The organism is Streptococcus sp. Marseille-Q6504 (genome assembly GCF_965111625.1).
On sequence record NZ_CBCOON010000001.1, the window covers coordinates 332156 to 348933 of the forward strand.

18 protein-coding genes are annotated in these 16778 nt (G+C 39.3%); 16 read left to right on the forward strand and 2 right to left on the reverse strand.

Translation table 11 applies throughout. The features are described 5' to 3' along the window. The first annotated feature begins 3 nt into the window (after positions 1-3). From ACWPUA_RS01655 to ACWPUA_RS01710, 12 genes are all read left to right on the forward strand, one after another. On the forward strand, positions 4-645 hold the full coding sequence (locus ACWPUA_RS01655) for a helix-hairpin-helix domain-containing protein (protein WP_454378741.1): 642 nt from the start codon (positions 4-6) through the stop codon (positions 643-645). Beyond that, complete coding sequence (locus tag ACWPUA_RS01660; RefSeq protein ID WP_454378743.1) at positions 629-2830, forward strand: ComEC/Rec2 family competence protein; 2202 nt, start codon at positions 629-631, stop codon at positions 2828-2830. The genes ACWPUA_RS01655 and ACWPUA_RS01660 overlap by 17 nt, the downstream gene beginning before the upstream one ends. 122 nt (positions 2831-2952) lie before the next feature. After that, positions 2953-4239 carry a peptidase U32 family protein gene (locus tag ACWPUA_RS01665; protein WP_371499602.1) on the forward strand — a complete coding sequence of 429 codons (1287 nt, stop codon included), beginning with the start codon at positions 2953-2955 and terminating at the stop codon, positions 4237-4239. Between the two features lie 13 nt (positions 4240-4252). Next, on the forward strand, positions 4253-4564 hold the full coding sequence (locus ACWPUA_RS01670) for a CHY zinc finger protein (RefSeq protein ID WP_414290633.1): 312 nt from the start codon (positions 4253-4255) through the stop codon (positions 4562-4564). Between the two features lie 229 nt (positions 4565-4793). Beyond that, a complete protein-coding gene (locus tag ACWPUA_RS01675; RefSeq protein WP_004253309.1) occupies positions 4794-4994 on the forward strand; it encodes a F0F1 ATP synthase subunit C in 201 nt (66 codons plus the stop codon). A 32-nt stretch (positions 4995-5026) separates the two neighbouring features. Beyond that, the gene (gene atpB / locus ACWPUA_RS01680) at positions 5027-5743 is read left to right on the forward strand and encodes a F0F1 ATP synthase subunit A (protein WP_454378746.1); all 717 of its coding nucleotides are present in this window, start codon (positions 5027-5029) and stop codon (positions 5741-5743) included. Between the two features lie 18 nt (positions 5744-5761). Next, positions 5762-6256, forward strand: coding sequence for a F0F1 ATP synthase subunit B (gene atpF, locus ACWPUA_RS01685; protein WP_036757323.1), 495 nt, complete (start codon positions 5762-5764; stop codon positions 6254-6256). Beyond that, positions 6256-6792, forward strand: a complete 537-nt coding sequence (locus tag ACWPUA_RS01690) for a F0F1 ATP synthase subunit delta (RefSeq protein WP_006152681.1) — start codon at positions 6256-6258, stop codon at positions 6790-6792. The genes atpF and ACWPUA_RS01690 overlap by 1 nt, the downstream gene beginning before the upstream one ends. A 14-nt stretch (positions 6793-6806) precedes the next feature. Further along, the gene (gene atpA, locus ACWPUA_RS01695; RefSeq protein ID WP_454378749.1) at positions 6807-8312 is read left to right on the forward strand and encodes a F0F1 ATP synthase subunit alpha; all 1506 of its coding nucleotides are present in this window, start codon (positions 6807-6809) and stop codon (positions 8310-8312) included. Between the two features lie 15 nt (positions 8313-8327). Further along, a complete protein-coding gene (locus tag ACWPUA_RS01700; RefSeq protein ID WP_004253324.1) occupies positions 8328-9206 on the forward strand; it encodes a F0F1 ATP synthase subunit gamma in 879 nt (292 codons plus the stop codon). Between the two features lie 191 nt (positions 9207-9397). Then, positions 9398-10804, forward strand: a complete 1407-nt coding sequence (gene atpD / locus ACWPUA_RS01705; protein WP_036757320.1) for a F0F1 ATP synthase subunit beta — start codon at positions 9398-9400, stop codon at positions 10802-10804. Positions 10805-10814: 10 nt separating this feature from the next. Continuing rightward, on the forward strand, positions 10815-11234 hold the full coding sequence (locus tag ACWPUA_RS01710; protein ID WP_006148659.1) for a F0F1 ATP synthase subunit epsilon: 420 nt from the start codon (positions 10815-10817) through the stop codon (positions 11232-11234). Between the two features lie 48 nt (positions 11235-11282). Here the strand turns inward: ACWPUA_RS01710 and ACWPUA_RS01715 are convergent, their stop codons facing one another. Beyond that, complete coding sequence (locus tag ACWPUA_RS01715) at positions 11283-12293, reverse strand: lactonase family protein (RefSeq protein WP_414277026.1); 1011 nt, start codon at positions 12291-12293, stop codon at positions 11283-11285. Positions 12294-12481: 188 nt separating this feature from the next. On the opposite strand from ACWPUA_RS01715, the gene ACWPUA_RS01720 reads away from it, so the two are divergent. The 4 genes from ACWPUA_RS01720 to ACWPUA_RS01735 all read left to right on the forward strand — a co-directional run bounded on the left by ACWPUA_RS01720 (position 12482) and on the right by ACWPUA_RS01735 (position 16257). Continuing rightward, positions 12482-13645 carry an AI-2E family transporter gene (locus ACWPUA_RS01720; RefSeq protein WP_036757315.1) on the forward strand — a complete coding sequence of 388 codons (1164 nt, stop codon included), beginning with the start codon at positions 12482-12484 and terminating at the stop codon, positions 13643-13645. Beyond that, positions 13635-14867 carry a tetratricopeptide repeat protein gene (locus ACWPUA_RS01725; protein ID WP_006152638.1) on the forward strand — a complete coding sequence of 411 codons (1233 nt, stop codon included), beginning with the start codon at positions 13635-13637 and terminating at the stop codon, positions 14865-14867. The genes ACWPUA_RS01720 and ACWPUA_RS01725 overlap by 11 nt, the downstream gene beginning before the upstream one ends. Before the next feature lie 169 nt (positions 14868-15036). Then, positions 15037-15873 (forward strand): DegV family protein, encoded by an 837-nt coding sequence (locus ACWPUA_RS01730; RefSeq protein WP_006152655.1) that lies wholly within the window; start codon positions 15037-15039, stop codon positions 15871-15873. Between the two features lie 108 nt (positions 15874-15981). Beyond that, on the forward strand, positions 15982-16257 hold the full coding sequence (locus tag ACWPUA_RS01735; protein WP_004253345.1) for an HU family DNA-binding protein: 276 nt from the start codon (positions 15982-15984) through the stop codon (positions 16255-16257). A 214-nt stretch (positions 16258-16471) separates the two neighbouring features. Here ACWPUA_RS01735 and ACWPUA_RS01740 read toward each other — a convergent pair whose 3' ends face one another. After that, positions 16472-16714: a type B 50S ribosomal protein L31 gene (locus ACWPUA_RS01740; protein ID WP_004253349.1), complete on the reverse strand. Its 243-nt coding sequence runs from the start codon at positions 16712-16714 to the stop codon at positions 16472-16474. Positions 16715-16778: the final 64 nt, after the last annotated feature.

Sequence of the window (16778 nt, forward strand, 5' to 3'; positions counted from 1 at the left end):
ATTATGGAAGAACTTATTGAGAAAATCAAAGAATATAAAATCATTGTTATCTGTGCTATTTTTGGCATGGTCTTAGGCGGATTTTTCCTCCTGAAGCCAGTCGCTCAAACACCGGCTAAGGAAAGCAATTTGCAAACAGAAGTTACAACTGTTTCAAAGGATCCGACGGAGGAAAAGGAAGATAAAAATCAGAAGGAAGAAGTGGTGGAGCAAGATCTGATTACTGTTGATGTAAAAGGTGCGGTCAAATCACCTGGAATTTATGATTTGCCAGTTGGAAGTCGTATCAACGATGCTGTCCAAAAAGCTGGTGGCTTGACAGATAATGCTGATAGTAAGTCTATAAATCTTGCCCAGAGAATTAGTGACGAAGCACTTGTTTATGTTCCGACTAAGGAAGAAACTACCAGTCAAGAGGCGCATTCAAATGCTTCCAACACCAAAGAAAATAAGAAAGTCAATCTCAATAAAGCCAGTTTAGAGGAGCTGAAACAAGTCAAGGGGTTGGGAGCCAAACGTGCTCAGGATATCATCGACCATCGTGAGTCCAACGGTAAGTTTAAGTCAGTTGATGAGCTCAAAAAGGTTTCTGGTATTGGTGCAAAAACGATAGAAAAGTTAAAAGAGTATGTCACAGTGGATTAGTCGATTTCCCATACCAAAAATCTATCTCAGTTTTCTTTTATTATGGCTCTACTATGCTATTTTTTCAGCAAGCTTTTTAGCACTCTTGGGCTTTGTCTTTTTACTGCTCTGCCTCTTTTTTCAATTTCCATGGAAGACTGTGGTCAAGGTTATCTTTGTTTGTGGTCTTTTTGGAAGCTGGTTTATATTTCAAAAATGGCAACAAGAAGAAGCGAGTCAACATCTTGTTGACTCCGTTAATACGGTACGAATCTTGCCTGATACTATCAAGGTCAATGGAGATAGTTTATCCTTTCGTGGGAAGGCTGATGGCAGACTCTTTCAGGTCTATTATAAATTCCAGTCAGAGTCTGAAAAGGAAAGGTTTAAAGAGTTATCTGAACTGCATGAGATAGTAGTAAAAGGAAAGCTAGCTATTCCTCAAGGAGCAAATAATTTTGCTGGATTTGATTATCGAAATTATCTAAAAACACAGGGGATTTATCAGACCTTAACTATATCGGAAATGGTCGAATTAAAGAAAACATCCAGCTGGGATATAGGAGAAAATCTATCCAGCTTGCGGAGAAAAGCAGTTGTCTGGATTAAAAGGAATTTTCCTGACCCCATGCGTAATTATATGACAGGTCTTTTATTAGGGCACTTGGACACAGATTTTGAGGAAATGAACGAACTCTATTCCAGTCTAGGGATTATTCACCTTTTTGCTTTGTCAGGAATGCAGGTCGGTTTCTTCATGAATGCTTTTAAGAAGTCACTCTTACGATTGGGTTTGACGCAAGAGAAGTTCAAATGGCTTGCCTATCCCTTTTCTTTGGTCTATGCAGGTTTGACAGGTTTCTCAGCTTCTGTCATTAGAAGCCTGTTGCAAAAACTTTTGGCTCAGCATGGCTTCAAGGGTCTGGATAACTTTGCTTTGACAGTCCTTGTCCTGTTTATCGTGATGCCGAATTTCTTCCTAACTGCTGGTGGAGTGCTCTCCTGTGCCTATGCCTTTATCCTGACCATGACTGGTGAAGAAGTAGCAGGGATAAAAGGTTTGGTAAGAGAAAGTTTCATTATTTCCCTAGGAATTCTGCCAATTTTATCATTCTATTTTTCTGAATTTCAACCTTGGTCCATACTCTTAACCTTTGTCTTTTCTTTTTTATTTGATATGGTCTTGCTACCACTTTTATCAATACTCTTCTGTCTGTCATGGATATATCCTATTACCCAGTTTAACTTTTTTTTTGAATGGCTAGAAAACATCATACGCTATGTATCTCAGCTATCTACTAGACCTTTAGTTTTTGGTCAACCGAGTCTTTGGGTTCTGGCATGTCTATTAGTCTCTTTGGCTCTGATTTATGATTATCGTAAAAATTTGAAGAAAGCACCTTTGCTTATCCTATTTATCGTTTCCCTTTTCTTAGTAACCAAACATCCACTGGAAAATGAAATCACAGTCCTAGACATGGAGCAGGGACGGAGCATTTTCCTAAGAGACATGACAGGAAAGACAATATTACTGGATGTCGGTGAAAAGTTAGCAGTTGAGAAAAAAGAAGCTTGGCAGGAGAAAGTCAGCTCGAGCGTTGCCAAACGAAGTTTAATTCCCTATCTGAAAAGTAGAGGAGTGGCAAAGATTGATCAACTTGTTTTAACGGATAGTGAACCTAAGCAACTAGACCACCTACTAGAAATTAGTAAAGCCTTCAATCTTGGAGAGATTCTAGTAACTGAAGAAACTCTATCTAAAAGAGAATTTATGGATAAATTAAAGGAAAGTAACTTGAAAGTACGTCCTATTAAAACAGGAGAGCAGTTATTTATTTTTGGGAGTAGTTTAGAAGTAATCGAAAATCAAAACAGTGATAGTAAAGCATCAATAGCAATGTATGGAAAGCTACTAAATCAAACTTTTCTAGTCACTGGAAAGATAGAGGAGAAGTTCTTAGCAAACTCTTATCCAAAACTCCAAGCAGATGTAGTGCTAACTCATCAGCAAGCATCGAAGAAAAAAACAGATATCGAAATCTTCCAGCCTAAAATCACTGTCATTTCTGTTGACAAGAAGAAAAAATTTAAAGAAAAAAATGGGGAGAATAACCAAGAACTTGGGAATTCGATTTACAAAACGGATCAAAAAGGGGCCATTCGTTTTAAAGGTTGGAGTGCTTGGCAAATAGAAACAGTTCGCTGAGCTTAGCTTTTCAAGAAAATTAAAATTGTCTAAACAATCAATCAAAACTTGATTTTAGAACCTTTTTGCTATAAAATGGTAAAGATTAGTGTCAAACTTTTATATTGCAAATAGGAGAAAACATGACAAAAACTTTGAAACGTCCTGAGGTTCTATCACCTGCAGGAACACTTGAAAAACTAAAAGTAGCTGTTCAATATGGAGCAGATGCTGTCTTTATCGGTGGTCAGGCCTATGGTCTTCGTAGCCGTGCAGGGAACTTTACTTTCGAACAAATGGAAGAAGGAGTACAGTTCGCGGCTAAGTATGGAGCTAAGGTATATGTGGCTGCTAATATGGTTATGCACGAAGGAAACGAAGAAGGCGCTGGAGAATGGTTCCGTAAATTACGTGATATTGGGATTGCAGCGGTTATCGTATCAGATCCAGCCTTGATCATGATTGCAGCAACAGAAGCACCAGGACTTGAAATTCACCTTTCAACTCAAGCAAGTGCTACCAACTATGAAACTCTAGAATTCTGGAAAGAACTTGGATTGACGCGTGTCGTTTTGGCGCGTGAGGTTTCTATGGAAGAATTGGCAGAGATTCGCAAACGTACCGATGTTGAGATTGAAGCCTTCGTCCATGGTGCTATGTGTATCTCATACTCTGGTCGTTGTACTCTTTCTAACCATATGAGTATGCGTGACGCCAACCGTGGTGGATGTTCACAATCTTGCCGTTGGAAATATGACCTTTACGATATGCCCTTCGGTAAGGAACGTAAGAGTCTTAAGGGAGAAATTCCTGAAGAATTCTCTATGTCTGCGGTTGATATGTCTATGATTGACCATATCCCTGATATGATTGAAAATGGTGTGGACAGTCTTAAGATTGAAGGCCGTATGAAGTCGATCCACTATGTTTCAACAGTAACAAACTGCTACAAGGCTGCAGTCGATGCTTACCTTGAAAGCCCTGAAAAGTTTGAAGCAATCAAGCAAGACTTGATTGATGAAATGTGGAAGGTTGCCCAACGTGAATTGGCTACAGGTTTCTACTATGGGACACCATCTGAAAATGAGCAACTTTTCGGAGCTCGTCGTAAGATTCCAGAATACAAGTTTGTTGCTGAAGTAGTAGCTTATGATGATGCGACTCAGACAGCAACCATCCGCCAACGTAATGTTATCAACGAAGGCGACCAAGTTGAGTTCTACGGTCCAGGCTTCCGTCATTTTGAAACTTTTATCGAAGACCTTCACGATGCCAAAGGAAATAAAATCGATCGCGCCCCAAATCCAATGGAACTTTTGACTATCAAGGTTCCTCAACCTGTTCAAGCTGGTGACATGGTACGTGCTTTGAAAGAAGGCCTGATCAATCTTTACAAAGAAGATGGAACAAGCGTCACAGTTCGTGCCTAGATAAGGAAAAAGAATGGTTCAAGCTCAGGGCTTACTAGTAGATCATGAAAGCAGATGTGTTCATTACCATAGTGATAAGGATATCGCAGCACTTCAGTGCTATGAGTGTCAAAAATACTATGCTTGTTATCAGTGTCATAATGAACTAGAGTCGCACATATTTTCTCCCTATCCTTTAAATCTGAAAGAGGATAGACCTATCTTATGTGGCTCCTGTGGGAAAACACTAAGGTATGAGGAGTATACAGAGACGGGCACTTGTCCATTTTGTAATGCTGCATTTAATCCAGCTTGTCAAAATCATTACTCAATTTATTTCAGATAAGAACTGACAAAACCGAGTTGTAAAACTCGGTTTTTTGTTTTCAGAAAACAAGGAAAGGTAGTGAAAGTGGTATGAAAAGACAATAAAATTTTCTATATAATTGTCTTGAAAATCGTAAAATTAGAAATAAATGATTCGAAACGCTTTCATTACTAGTAAAAAGTTGACAAAAGCAAATTTTAGGACTAAACTAGAAGGGTAAATTTAATTTAAAAAAGGAGAATTCGTCATGAATTTAACATTTTTCGGACTTTGTCTTGCCTGTATGGGTGTATCTATTGCTGAAGGATTGATTATGAGTAATCTCTTCAAGTCTGCCGCTCGTCAACCTGAAATTATTGACCAATTACGCAGCCTTTTAATTCTTGGTGTTGCCTTTGTAGAAGGTACCTTCTTTGTAACCCTAGCGATGGCATTTGTCATTAAATAGACAACTCTATTTAGAAATGGAGGTGTCAAACCATGGAAGAAAGTTTGAATCCAACCGTTAATATTGGACCAATATCCTTTGATTTGACCCTGCTTGCCATGTCTCTTGTAACTGTTTTGATGGTTTTTGCCTTTGTCTATTGGGCAAGTCGTGAAATGACCATCCGTCCAAAGGGTAAACAAAATGCTCTTGAGATGATTTATGACTTTGTGATTGGTTTTACTAAACCAAACATTGGAGATTCATACATCAAGGATTATTCCTTGTTTCTGTTTTCTCTATTTCTGTTTATCTTGGTTGCCAATAATATCGGCTTAATGGCAAAAGTACAAACAACAAACGGTTATAACTTGTGGACTTCCCCAACAGCCAACCTTGGATACGATTTATCCCTCTCATTCTTGATCACTTTGATCGCCCATGTAGAAGGAGTTCGTCGTAGAGGCGTTAAAGAATATTTGAGAGCATTTGTTACACCTGGCTTTATGACTCCGATGAACATTTTAGAAGAGTTCACCAATTTTGCTTCCTTGGCGATTCGGATCTACGGAAATATTTTTGCCGGTGAGGTCTTAGCTGGATTGCTATTGGCCTTGTCACAACATGCCTTGTATTGGTATCCTTTTGCCTTTATCGCAAACATGTTATGGACAGCATTTTCGATTTTCATTTCATGTATTCAAGCTTATGTATTTACCATGTTGTCATCTATGTACATTGGTAAAAAAATAAATGAAGGGGAAGAGTAAGTAGAGGAGGATTAGAAGATGGATTTAACTATTAGTACCATTATTGGTGACTTTATTCTGGTCGCTGGTTCCTTCCTTTTATTGATCTTTTTAGTGAAGAAATATGCTTGGGGAAATATTACCAGTGTCTTAGATGAACGCGCTGAAAAGATTTCTTCAGATATTGATGGTGCCGAAGAAGCCCGTAAAAAGGCAGAGGAACTTGCTAGCAAACGTGAAGCTGAGTTAGCAGGCAGCCGTACCGAAGCTAAAACGATTATCGAGAATGCAAAGGAAACAGCTGAGAAAAGTAAAGCTGATATTTTGGCCGAAGCTAAACTTGAAGCTGGGCGCTTAAAAGAAAAAGCCAACCAAGAAATTGCTCAAAATAAAGCTGAAGCTTTACAAAGTGTTAAGGGAGATGTGGCAGACTTGACAATCAGTCTAGCTGGAAAAATTATCTCTCAAAACCTTGACGGTCAGGCCCATAAAGAACTCATTGATCAGTATATCGATCAGCTAGGAGAAGCTTAATGGACAAAAAGACTCTAAAGGTAATTGAAAAATACAGCATGCCTTTTGTCCAATTGGTGATTGAAAAAGGAGAAGAAGATTCTATTTTTTCAGACTTGTCTCAAATCAAGCAAGTAGCTGAAGAAACAGGCTTACCTTCTTTTTTAGCTCAGGTGGCAGTAGATGAGTCGGATAAAGAAAAAACGGTTCGTTTTTTCCATGACTCTGTGTCACCTTTAGTACAAAACTTTATCGAGGTTCTACTTTACAATCACAGATCAAACCTGTTTTATGATGTGATTGTAGATTGCTTGAATCGTCTTGAAAAAGAAACCAATCGTTTTGAAGTGACTATTTTGTCTGCACATCCTTTGACTGACGAACAGAAAGAACGACTAATTCCTCTAATCGAGAAAAAGATGTCTCTAAAAGTTCGTAGCATTAAGGAAAAAGTTGACGATAGTTTAATCGGTGGTTTTGTTATTTTTGCCAATCACAAGACAATTGATGTGAGTATTAAACAACAACTTAAAGTTGTTAAGGAAAATTTGAAATAGAAAGTGGTGTTCTTTTGGCAATTAACGCACAAGAAATCAGCGCTTTAATTAAGCAACAAATTGAAAATTTCAAACCCAATTTTGATGTGACTGAAACAGGTTTTGTAACCTATATTGGTGACGGGATTGCGCGTGCTCATGGTCTTGAAAATGCCATGAGTGGTGAGCTGTTGATTTTTGAAAATGGCTCTTATGGTATGGCGCAAAACTTGGAATCAACAGATGTCGGTATTATCATCCTTGGGGACTTTACAGATATCCGTGAAGGCGATACAATTCGTCGTACAGGGAAAATCATGGAAGTTCCAGTTGGTGATAGCTTGATTGGACGTGTTGTCGATCCCCTTGGTCGTCCTGTAGACGGTTTGGGTCCAATCAACACTGATAAGACTCGTCCAGTTGAAGCACCAGCTCCTGGTGTTATGCAACGTAAGTCTGTCTCAGAACCATTGCAAACAGGTTTGAAAGCTATTGACGCCCTTGTTCCAATCGGTCGTGGCCAACGTGAGTTGATCATTGGTGACCGTCAAACAGGGAAGACAACTATCGCTATTGACGCTATCTTGAACCAAAAAGGTCAAGATATGATTTGTATCTATGTAGCGATTGGACAAAAAGAATCAACAGTTCGTACACAAGTGGAAACACTTCGTCAGTACGGTGCCTTGGATTACACAATCGTTGTGACAGCTTCAGCTTCACAGCCTTCACCATTGCTCTACCTCGCACCATATGCTGGAGTTGCTATGGCAGAAGAGTTCATGTACCAAGGGAAGCATGTCTTGATCGTTTATGATGACCTATCTAAACAAGCGGTAGCTTATCGTGAACTTTCTCTCTTGCTCCGTCGTCCACCAGGTCGTGAGGCCTTCCCAGGGGATGTCTTCTACCTTCACAGTCGTCTACTTGAGCGTTCTGCTAAAGTTTCAGATGAGCTTGGCGGTGGATCTATCACGGCTCTTCCGTTTATCGAGACCCAAGCAGGAGATATCTCAGCCTATATCGCCACAAACGTAATCTCTATTACGGATGGACAAATCTTCTTAAGTGATAGTCTCTTTAATGCGGGTATTCGTCCAGCTATTGATGCGGGTTCTTCTGTATCTCGTGTTGGTGGTTCTGCTCAGATTAAAGCCATGAAGAAGGTTGCTGGTACTCTTCGTATCGACCTTGCTTCATACCGAGAGTTGGAAGCCTTCACTAAATTTGGTTCAGATTTGGATGCTGCTACTCAGGCTAAATTGAACCGTGGTCGTCGTACTGTAGAAGTATTGAAACAACCTGTTCATAAACCACTACCTGTTGAGAAACAAGTGACCATTCTGTATGCCTTGACTCATGGATTCTTGGATACTATATCAGTTGATGATATTGTTCGTTTTGAGGAAGAATTCCATGCCTTCTTTGATGCGCAACATCCAGAGATTTTGGAAACTATTCGTGAAACAAAAGACTTGCCAGAAGAAGCAGTCTTGGATGCTGCGATTACTGAGTTTCTCAACCAATCCAGCTTCCAATAAGAATAGAGGTGTCAGATGGCAGTATCTCTAAATGATATTAAAACAAAAATCGCCTCAACGAAAAATACTAGTCAAATTACTAACGCCATGCAGATGGTTTCTGCAGCTAAGTTAGGTCGTTCTGAAGAAGCTGCACGCAACTTCCAGATTTATGCTCAAAAAGTCCGTAAACTCCTTACAGACATCCTTCACGGGGATGGTGCTGGCGGATCAACAAATCCCATGTTGATTAGTCGCCCTGTCAAGAAAACAGGCTATATCGTCATTACATCTGACCGTGGTCTTGTTGGAGGATATAACTCTTCAATCTTGAAGGCTGTCATGGAACTGCAACAAGAATACCATCCATCAGGTGATGATTTCGAAGTCATCTGTATCGGTGGTATGGGAGCAGACTTCTTTAAAGCTCGTGGTATTCAGCCAATTTATGAATTGCGTGGTCTCGCAAGTCAACCAAGCTTCGATGAAGTTCGTAAGATTATTTCAAAAACCATTGAAATGTATCAAAATGAACTTTTCGATGAGCTCTATGTTTGCTACAACCACCACGTGAATACACTGACAAGTCAAATGCGTGTGGAGCAGATGCTTCCAATTGTCGACTTGGACCCAAATGAAGCAGATGATAACTACAGCTTGACATTTGAGCTTGAAACAAGTCGTGAAGAAATCTTGGATCAACTATTGCCACAGTTTGCAGAAAGTATGATTTACGGTGCTATTATTGATGCCAAGACAGCTGAAAATGCGGCAGGGATGACGGCTATGCAAACAGCTACAGATAATGCTAAAAAAGTTATCAATGATTTGACTATCCAGTATAACCGTGCCAGACAGGCGGCGATTACACAAGAAATTACAGAAATCGTAGCAGGAGCTAGTGCCTTAGAATAGGCTCTAGTCCAGCTCGTATGAAAATGAACTTATACTCAATGAAAATCAAAGAGCAAACTAGGAAGCTAGCCGCAGGCTGTACTTGAGTACGGTAAGGCGACGCTGACGTGGTTTGAATTTGATTTTCGAAGAGTATTAGGACCTAGTTGAGCTAGGAACCGACAGTATCTTATACAGAATAGGAGAAGTAGATGAGTTCAGGTAAAATTGCTCAGGTTATCGGTCCCGTTGTAGACGTCATGTTTGCAGCAGGTGAGAAACTACCAGAGATTAATAATGCACTTGTCGTCTACAAAAATGACGAAAGAAAAACAAAAATCGTCCTTGAAGTAGCCTTGGAGTTGGGAGATGGTATGATTCGTACTATCGCTATGGAATCAACTGATGGCTTGACCCGTGGTTTGGAAGTATTGGACACAGGCCGTCCAATCTCAGTACCAGTTGGGAAAGAAACTCTAGGACGTGTCTTCAACGTTTTGGGAGATACCATTGACTTGGAAGCTCCTTTTGGTGAAGATGCAGAGCGTCAGCCAATTCATAAAAAAGCACCAACTTTTGATGAATTGTCTACCTCTTCAGAAATTCTAGAAACAGGGATCAAGGTTATCGACCTTCTTGCCCCTTACCTTAAAGGTGGTAAGGTCGGACTCTTCGGTGGTGCCGGAGTTGGTAAGACCGTTTTGATCCAAGAATTGATTCACAACATCGCCCAAGAACACGGTGGGATCTCAGTATTTACTGGTGTTGGGGAACGTACTCGTGAAGGGAACGACCTCTACTGGGAAATGAAAGAATCAGGCGTTATCGAAAAAACAGCCATGGTATTTGGTCAGATGAATGAGCCACCAGGAGCACGTATGCGTGTTGCCCTTACTGGTTTGACAATCGCTGAATACTTCCGTGATGTAGAAGGTCAAGACGTTCTTCTCTTCATTGACAACATTTTCCGTTTCACACAAGCTGGTTCAGAAGTATCTGCCCTTTTGGGTCGTATGCCTTCAGCCGTTGGTTATCAACCAACCCTCGCAACAGAAATGGGTCAATTGCAAGAACGTATCACGTCAACCAAGAAGGGTTCTGTAACATCTATCCAGGCTATCTATGTGCCAGCGGATGACTATACTGACCCAGCGCCAGCAACAGCTTTTGCTCACTTGGACTCAACAACTAACTTGGAACGTAAATTGGTTCAATTGGGGATTTACCCAGCCGTTGACCCTCTTGCTTCAAGCTCACGTGCCTTGGCACCTGAAATTGTTGGAGAAGAGCACTATGCAGTAGCTGCTGAAGTGAAACGTGTCCTTCAACGTTACCATGAATTGCAAGATATTATTGCCATCCTTGGTATGGATGAGCTTTCTGACGAAGAAAAGACTTTGGTTGCTCGTGCACGCCGTATTCAGTTCTTCTTGTCACAAAACTTCAACGTTGCGGAACAATTTACAGGTCAACCAGGTTCTTATGTTCCAGTAGCTGAAACTGTTCGTGGCTTCAAGGAAATTCTTGACGGTAAATACGATCACCTTCCAGAAGATGCCTTCCGTGGAGTAGGTTCAATCGAAGATGTTATTGCTAAGGCTGAAAAAATGGGATTTTAAGAGGTGATCTATGGCACATTTAACTGTCCAGATCGTGACACCAGATGGCCTCGTCTATGATCACCATGCCAGCTTTGTATCGGTACGAACTCTGGATGGTGAGATGGGGATCTTGCCACGACATGAAAATATGATTGCGGTTCTAGCAGTTGATGAAGTAAAGGTTAAACGCATCGATGATGATACTCATGTGAACTGGATTGCAGTAAACGGAGGAATCATTGAGATTGCTAATAATGTCATTACCATTATTGCTGACTCAGCTGAACGTGCGCGCGATATTGATGTTAGTCGTGCAGAACGTGCTAAACTTCGTGCAGAACGCGAAATTGAAGAAGCACAAGACAAACACTTAATCGACCAAGAGCGCCGTGCTAAAATTGCATTGCAACGTGCTATTAACCGTATCAATGTCGGAAATAAATTATAAAATAAAAAATGAACTTGTTAAATCAAGTTCATTTTTTATTATTTCTTATTAAGTGAAACTTATGCAGACTGCTTCAGGAACCTGAAATTCATTAGAGAGTTCTGCCAGTCTACCAGTTTCAGGATTGCGCTTAAAGACAGTCGCATTATCAGAATCCTGGTGAACAGCGATAAGGAATTCTTGGTCAGGCGACAAATCAAAATCACGTGGATTTTTTCCATTGGTTGGAACAATCTCTAATAATTCCAAGCTTCCATCTGCTAAAATGCTATAAACAGCGATAGAATCATGGCCTCGATTAGAAGCGTAGAGGAATTTGCCATCTTTAGAAAGACGAATAGCCGCAGTACCATTAAAACCACTATAGTCATCTGGTAAGGTTGAAATGACCTGCATTTGTTCAAATTCTCCAACACCATCGTAAATCAATACTTCAATCGTACTATTGAGTTCACAGATGAGATAAGCAATCTTGTAGTGGTGGTGGAAAACAAGGTGACGAGCACCAGCGCCAGGATTACAATTATAAGTTGCTAGTTTCGTCAACTTTCCTTCTAGATTGACATCATAGGTAGTGACTTCGTCAGTACCCAAGTCACAAGTTACCAAATATTGGTCTGGTGTTAAATCGGTGTAGTGTACGTGGGGAGAAGATTGGTTTTCATGTGGACCATGGCCAGTATGTTGAACTTTGTCTGCCAATTCAAGACAGCCATCTTCTTTACGTTTATAGACTAGAACTTGACCTTTATGATAGTTAGCGCCATAAACTAGACTCCGTGTCTCATCGACTGCAACATAGCAGTGAGGAGCACCTTCTTCAACGACGTGATTCAGGAGGGCACCATCAGTTTTGTATGCTGCGATTCCACCTTTGTCATCATGGCTTCCGACAGTATAGAGATGCTGATGCTGATCAAAGGCTAGGTAGGTTGGACTTGGCTCGGTTGCAAATAGTTCTAGATTTGAGAGTTTGCCAGTCTCAGTATCAAAATCAGCCTTGTAAATCCCTTGAGAAATACGTCGTGTATAGGTTCCAAAATATACTATTTCTTTCATATTCATACCTCTAGAAAAAGATAATTCAATTATAACATAAAAAGGCCTGCTTGATGAAAAATCTAAGTCAGAAAAAACAGCTCTTCCCTTGTCAAGAAGACAAATTTATCCCTTGCTAAATGACTATAAAAAACCCTTATTTTTCTTAAAACATGGTATAATGTTAGGACAAAGGAAAGGAAGAAAAAATGGAACAAAAAGAGAAACACTTTACCTTATCTTGGTTTTTTAAATGGTTTTTAGACAATAAAGCGACCACTGTTTTCTTGGTGACCTTGTTATTAGGTCTCAATATTTTTATTCTCAGTAAAATTAGCTTTTTATTTTTCCCAGTTATAGACTTTTTATCAGTAGTGATGTTGCCGGTTATTTTATCGGGTCTACTTTTTTACCTCTTAAATCCACTAGTAGATCTGATGGAGAAGTACAAGATCAACCGTGTCTTAGCCATTAGTATTATCTTTATCATTATTGCCATACTCTTGATTATTGGACTAGCCGTTGCAATTCCAAACCTTCAACGTCAAGTAGTAATTTTTGCGCAAAATGTCCCAAGTTATCTCGAAGATGCTGATAGAGTCATTAATGACCTTGTAACCAAGCGTTTGCCAGATGACTTTAGACCACAACTGGAGCAAGTTTTAGCTAATTTTTCAACACAAGCAACTGCTTGGGCAAGTAATATTTCTTCTAAGGCTGTTAACTGGGTGAGTGCTCTTATCAGTGGAACGTCACAGGTCATTGTCGCTCTGATCATCATGCCATTTATGCTCTTTTATCTCCTTCGAGATGGAAAAGGACTTAGAGACTATATTACTCAATTCTTACCAAATAAATTGAGAGAACCAGTTGGTAAGGTTCTTTCAGAAGTCAATCAACAACTTTCCAATTATGTTAGAGGACAAATTACGGTCGCTGTAATCGTAGCTATCATGTTTATTATCTTATTCAAGATTATAGGACTTCGTTATGCTGTTACTTTAGGTATTACAGCCGGTTTTCTCAATTTAGTTCCTTATCTAGGTAGTTTTCTTGCAATGATTCCAGCCCTTGTTTTGGGTTTGATTGCTGGTCCTGTTATGCTCTTAAAAGTTATTATCGTTTTCATTGTAGAGCAAACTATTGAAGGACGTTTTGTTTCTCCACTGATTTTGGGTAGTCAATTAAATATTCACCCAATTACCATTCTTTTTGTACTGTTGACTTCAGGATCCATGTTTGGTATTTGGGGTGTATTGCTAGGTATTCCAATCTACGCTTCCGCAAAAGTAGTCATCTCAGCAATATTTGATTGGTATAAAGGAGTTAGTGGACTTTATGAACCAGTAGAGGAGACTGAAGGTGAACAATAGTCAACAAATGCTCGAAGCCTTGGAGCAACAAGATTTATCAAAAGCAGAATCTTTTTTCCAAAAAGCCCTAGAGGAAGATTCAGATGAAGTTCTTCTTGAACTTGCTGCATATCTCGAAGGGATTGGTTTCTATCCACAGGCAGCACAAATCTATGAGAAACTAGCACCGAAATTTCCAGAAGTCTACATCAATCTAGCTGCAATAGCTGGTGAGGATGGATTGATTGAGGAGGCTTTTGATTATTTAGAGAATATTGGTCCGGAAAGTGAATGGTACGTATCAGCTCTTGCCTTAAAAGCAGATTTATATCAGATGGAAGGATTGACAGATGTTGCGCGTGAGAAGCTTCTAGAAGCTCGTAGCTACTCTGATGACCCTCTCCTGATATTTGGACTAGCTGAACTAGATAGTGAGCTAGGAAACGATTTAGAAGCCATTAAGGGCTATGCTCAACTAGATAATCGTGCTATCTACGATCAAACTGGAATTTCGACCTATCAGAGAATTGGTCTTGCTTATGCACGTTTAGGTAAGTTTGAATCTGCAATAGAATTTTTAGAAAAAGCCTTAGAGTTAGAATATGATGACCAAACAGCCTTTGAGCTTGCAAGTCTCTATTTTGACCAAGAGGACTACCAGAAAGCCGTACTATACTTTAAACAACTAGACACTATTTCCCCAGATTTTGAGGGTTATGAATATGGTTATAGTCAAGCCCTTCATAAAGAGCATCAGACAGAAGAGGCTCTTAAAATAGCTCAGCAGGGCTTGTCAAAAAATCCTTTTGAAACTCGACTCTTACTCCTTGCATCTCAGCTATCTTATGAGTTGCATCAACCTGAGCAAGCAGAAGCTTATCTGATTCAAGCACAAGAAAATGCTGATGACCAGGAAGAAATTTTGCTACGCTTAGCTACCATCTACCAAGAACAAGAAAGATACGAAGATATTCTAGCTTTAGCAGTCTATGAACCTGAAAATCTCTTGACTAAATGGATGATTGCTCGAAGCTATCAAGAAACTGAAGAATTAGATGCAGCATATGATCTCTATAAGGAACTTGCTACTGAACTCAAGGATAATCCAGAGTTTTTGGAACAGTTTATTTATTTGTTAAGAGAGTTAGGTAAGCTAGAAGAAGCAAAAGACTACATTCAATCCTATCTACAATTAGTACCCGATGATTTACAAATGCAAGATTTGTATGATTATTTATCTTAAATACAAAAGATAATCACCAAGCATAGGTGATTTTCTTTTTTTATTAAAAAGAAGTATAAATTGCTTTAAATTTAGGTGGATTGAGTATGAACTTTTAGTATTTTTTTGATATAATTGTTATAGTTATAAGTTGAATAATCAACAAAGTAAAAATAGAAAGATTAGCAAAATGACAAAAGTAAAAATTGTAACGGATTCTTCGGTTACTATTGAACCGGAAGTGGTTAAAGAATTTGATATTACTGTTGTTCCACTATCTGTAATGATTGATAGTGTCCTTTATTCAGATGCAGATCTTGAAGAAGGAGAATTTCTTCGCTTGATGCAAGCTAGTAAAAATCTTCCTAAGACTAGTCAACCACCAGTGGGACTCTTTGCAGAAATTTTTGATGATTTGGGTAAGGATGGTAGTCAGATTCTAGCTATTCACATGTCCCATGCTTTATCAGGAACTGTTGAAGCGGCTCGTCAAGGTGCAAGTTTATCAACAGCAGATGTCACTGTTTTGGATAGTTCATTCACAGATCAGGCCTTGAAGTTCCAAGTTGTGGAAGCTGCTAAACTAGCTCAAGAAGGAAAAGACCTTGAAACTATTCTAACCCATGTAGAGGACGTAAAAAATCACACTGAACTCTACATCGGTGTTTCAACTTTAGAAAATCTTGTAAAAGGTGGTCGCATTGGCCGTGTTACTGGTTTGCTAAGCTCTTTACTGAATATTCGAGTAGTTATGCAAATGAAAGACAATGAGCTTCAACCGATTGTCAAAGGACGTGGTTCAAAAACCTTTAAGAAATGGTTGGATGAGTTAGTAGCCACTCTTTCAAATCGTTCAGTAGCTGAGATTGGTATTTCTTATGCAGGTACAAATGAATTTGCAAACGAGATGAAAGCTGTTCTACAACCTTACGTTGAAAAACCAATTTCAGTTCTAGAAACAGGCTCAATTATCCAAACTCACACCGGAGAAAACGCCTGGGCGATCTTAATTCGCTATAATTCCTAAAAAAATGAAGAAAAATTGAGATAAAAGGTGTTTTTGACTTGACCTAAAAGCAATTTTAGGTTATGATTATAAGTGTTAATTAGAAATAATTTTGGAGGATTCATTAACATGGCAAACAAACAAGATTTGATCGCTAAAGTAGCAGAAGCTACAGAATTGACTAAGAAAGATTCAGCAGCAGCAGTTGACGCTGTATTCGCAGCTGTAACTGAATTCCTTTCAGCTGGTGAAAAAGTTCAATTGATCGGTTTTGGTAACTTCGAAGTTCGTAAACGTGCAGCTCGTAAAGGTCGCAACCCACAAACTGGTAAAGAAATCAAAATCAAAGCTTCTAAAGTTCCAGCATTCAAAGCTGGTAAAGCTCTTAAAGAAGCAGTTAAATAATGATTTTATAAAAAACCTATTAATCAAGCGTCAAGCTTGGTTAGTAGGTTTTTTTGTTTAATGGAGGACTTGTTACGAAAGTAGAAGTAGAAATAAGAATTGGGACTATTATAAGCTATAAAAAAAATTAAAGCTTGAAAAAATAAAAGAAACAAAAAAAACAACTCCGAATCGAAGTTGTTTTCGTTTAACCGTATACAAGTGATGCGGTTGATTATTTGAGACCGTATTTTTTGTTGAAACGATCCACGCGTCCATCTGCTTGAGTGAACTTTTGACGTCCAGTGTAGAATGGGTGTGAGTCTGATGAAATTTCCACACGGATCAATGGGTAAGTTTCGCCTTCGAACTCAACAGTTTCGCTAGAGCGTTTTGTTGAACCGCTAAGGAATTTGTAACCAGTAGTTGTGTCCATGAAGACAACTGGGCGATATTCTGGATGGATATCTTTTTTCATTTTGCAATATTTCCTTTCTGCCATGGTCTCTTTGCGAGCCATAGATTGTTACCATACTAGTCTA

Bases quoted from the DNA above. Each gene is read 5' to 3' on its own strand.
- ACWPUA_RS01655 (WP_454378741.1), top strand. From the start codon at position 4: ATGGAAGAACTTATTGAGAAAATCAAAGAATATAAAATCATTGTTATC.
- ACWPUA_RS01660 (WP_454378743.1), top strand. From the start codon at position 629: ATGTCACAGTGGATTAGTCGATTTCCCATACCAAAAATCTATCTCAGT.
- ACWPUA_RS01665 (WP_371499602.1), top strand. From the start codon at position 2,953: ATGACAAAAACTTTGAAACGTCCTGAGGTTCTATCACCTGCAGGAACA.
- ACWPUA_RS01670 (WP_414290633.1), top strand. From the start codon at position 4,253: ATGGTTCAAGCTCAGGGCTTACTAGTAGATCATGAAAGCAGATGTGTT.
- ACWPUA_RS01675 (WP_004253309.1), top strand. From the start codon at position 4,794: ATGAATTTAACATTTTTCGGACTTTGTCTTGCCTGTATGGGTGTATCT.
- atpB (WP_454378746.1), top strand. From the start codon at position 5,027: ATGGAAGAAAGTTTGAATCCAACCGTTAATATTGGACCAATATCCTTT.
- atpF (WP_036757323.1), top strand. From the start codon at position 5,762: ATGGATTTAACTATTAGTACCATTATTGGTGACTTTATTCTGGTCGCT.
- ACWPUA_RS01690 (WP_006152681.1), top strand. From the start codon at position 6,256: ATGGACAAAAAGACTCTAAAGGTAATTGAAAAATACAGCATGCCTTTT.
- ACWPUA_RS01700 (WP_004253324.1), top strand. From the start codon at position 8,328: ATGGCAGTATCTCTAAATGATATTAAAACAAAAATCGCCTCAACGAAA.
- atpD (WP_036757320.1), top strand. From the start codon at position 9,398: ATGAGTTCAGGTAAAATTGCTCAGGTTATCGGTCCCGTTGTAGACGTC.
- ACWPUA_RS01710 (WP_006148659.1), top strand. From the start codon at position 10,815: ATGGCACATTTAACTGTCCAGATCGTGACACCAGATGGCCTCGTCTAT.
- ACWPUA_RS01715 (WP_414277026.1), bottom strand. From the start codon at position 12,293: ATGAAAGAAATAGTATATTTTGGAACCTATACACGACGTATTTCTCAA.
- ACWPUA_RS01720 (WP_036757315.1), top strand. From the start codon at position 12,482: ATGGAACAAAAAGAGAAACACTTTACCTTATCTTGGTTTTTTAAATGG.
- ACWPUA_RS01730 (WP_006152655.1), top strand. From the start codon at position 15,037: ATGACAAAAGTAAAAATTGTAACGGATTCTTCGGTTACTATTGAACCG.
- ACWPUA_RS01735 (WP_004253345.1), top strand. From the start codon at position 15,982: ATGGCAAACAAACAAGATTTGATCGCTAAAGTAGCAGAAGCTACAGAA.
- ACWPUA_RS01740 (WP_004253349.1), bottom strand. From the start codon at position 16,714: ATGAAAAAAGATATCCATCCAGAATATCGCCCAGTTGTCTTCATGGAC.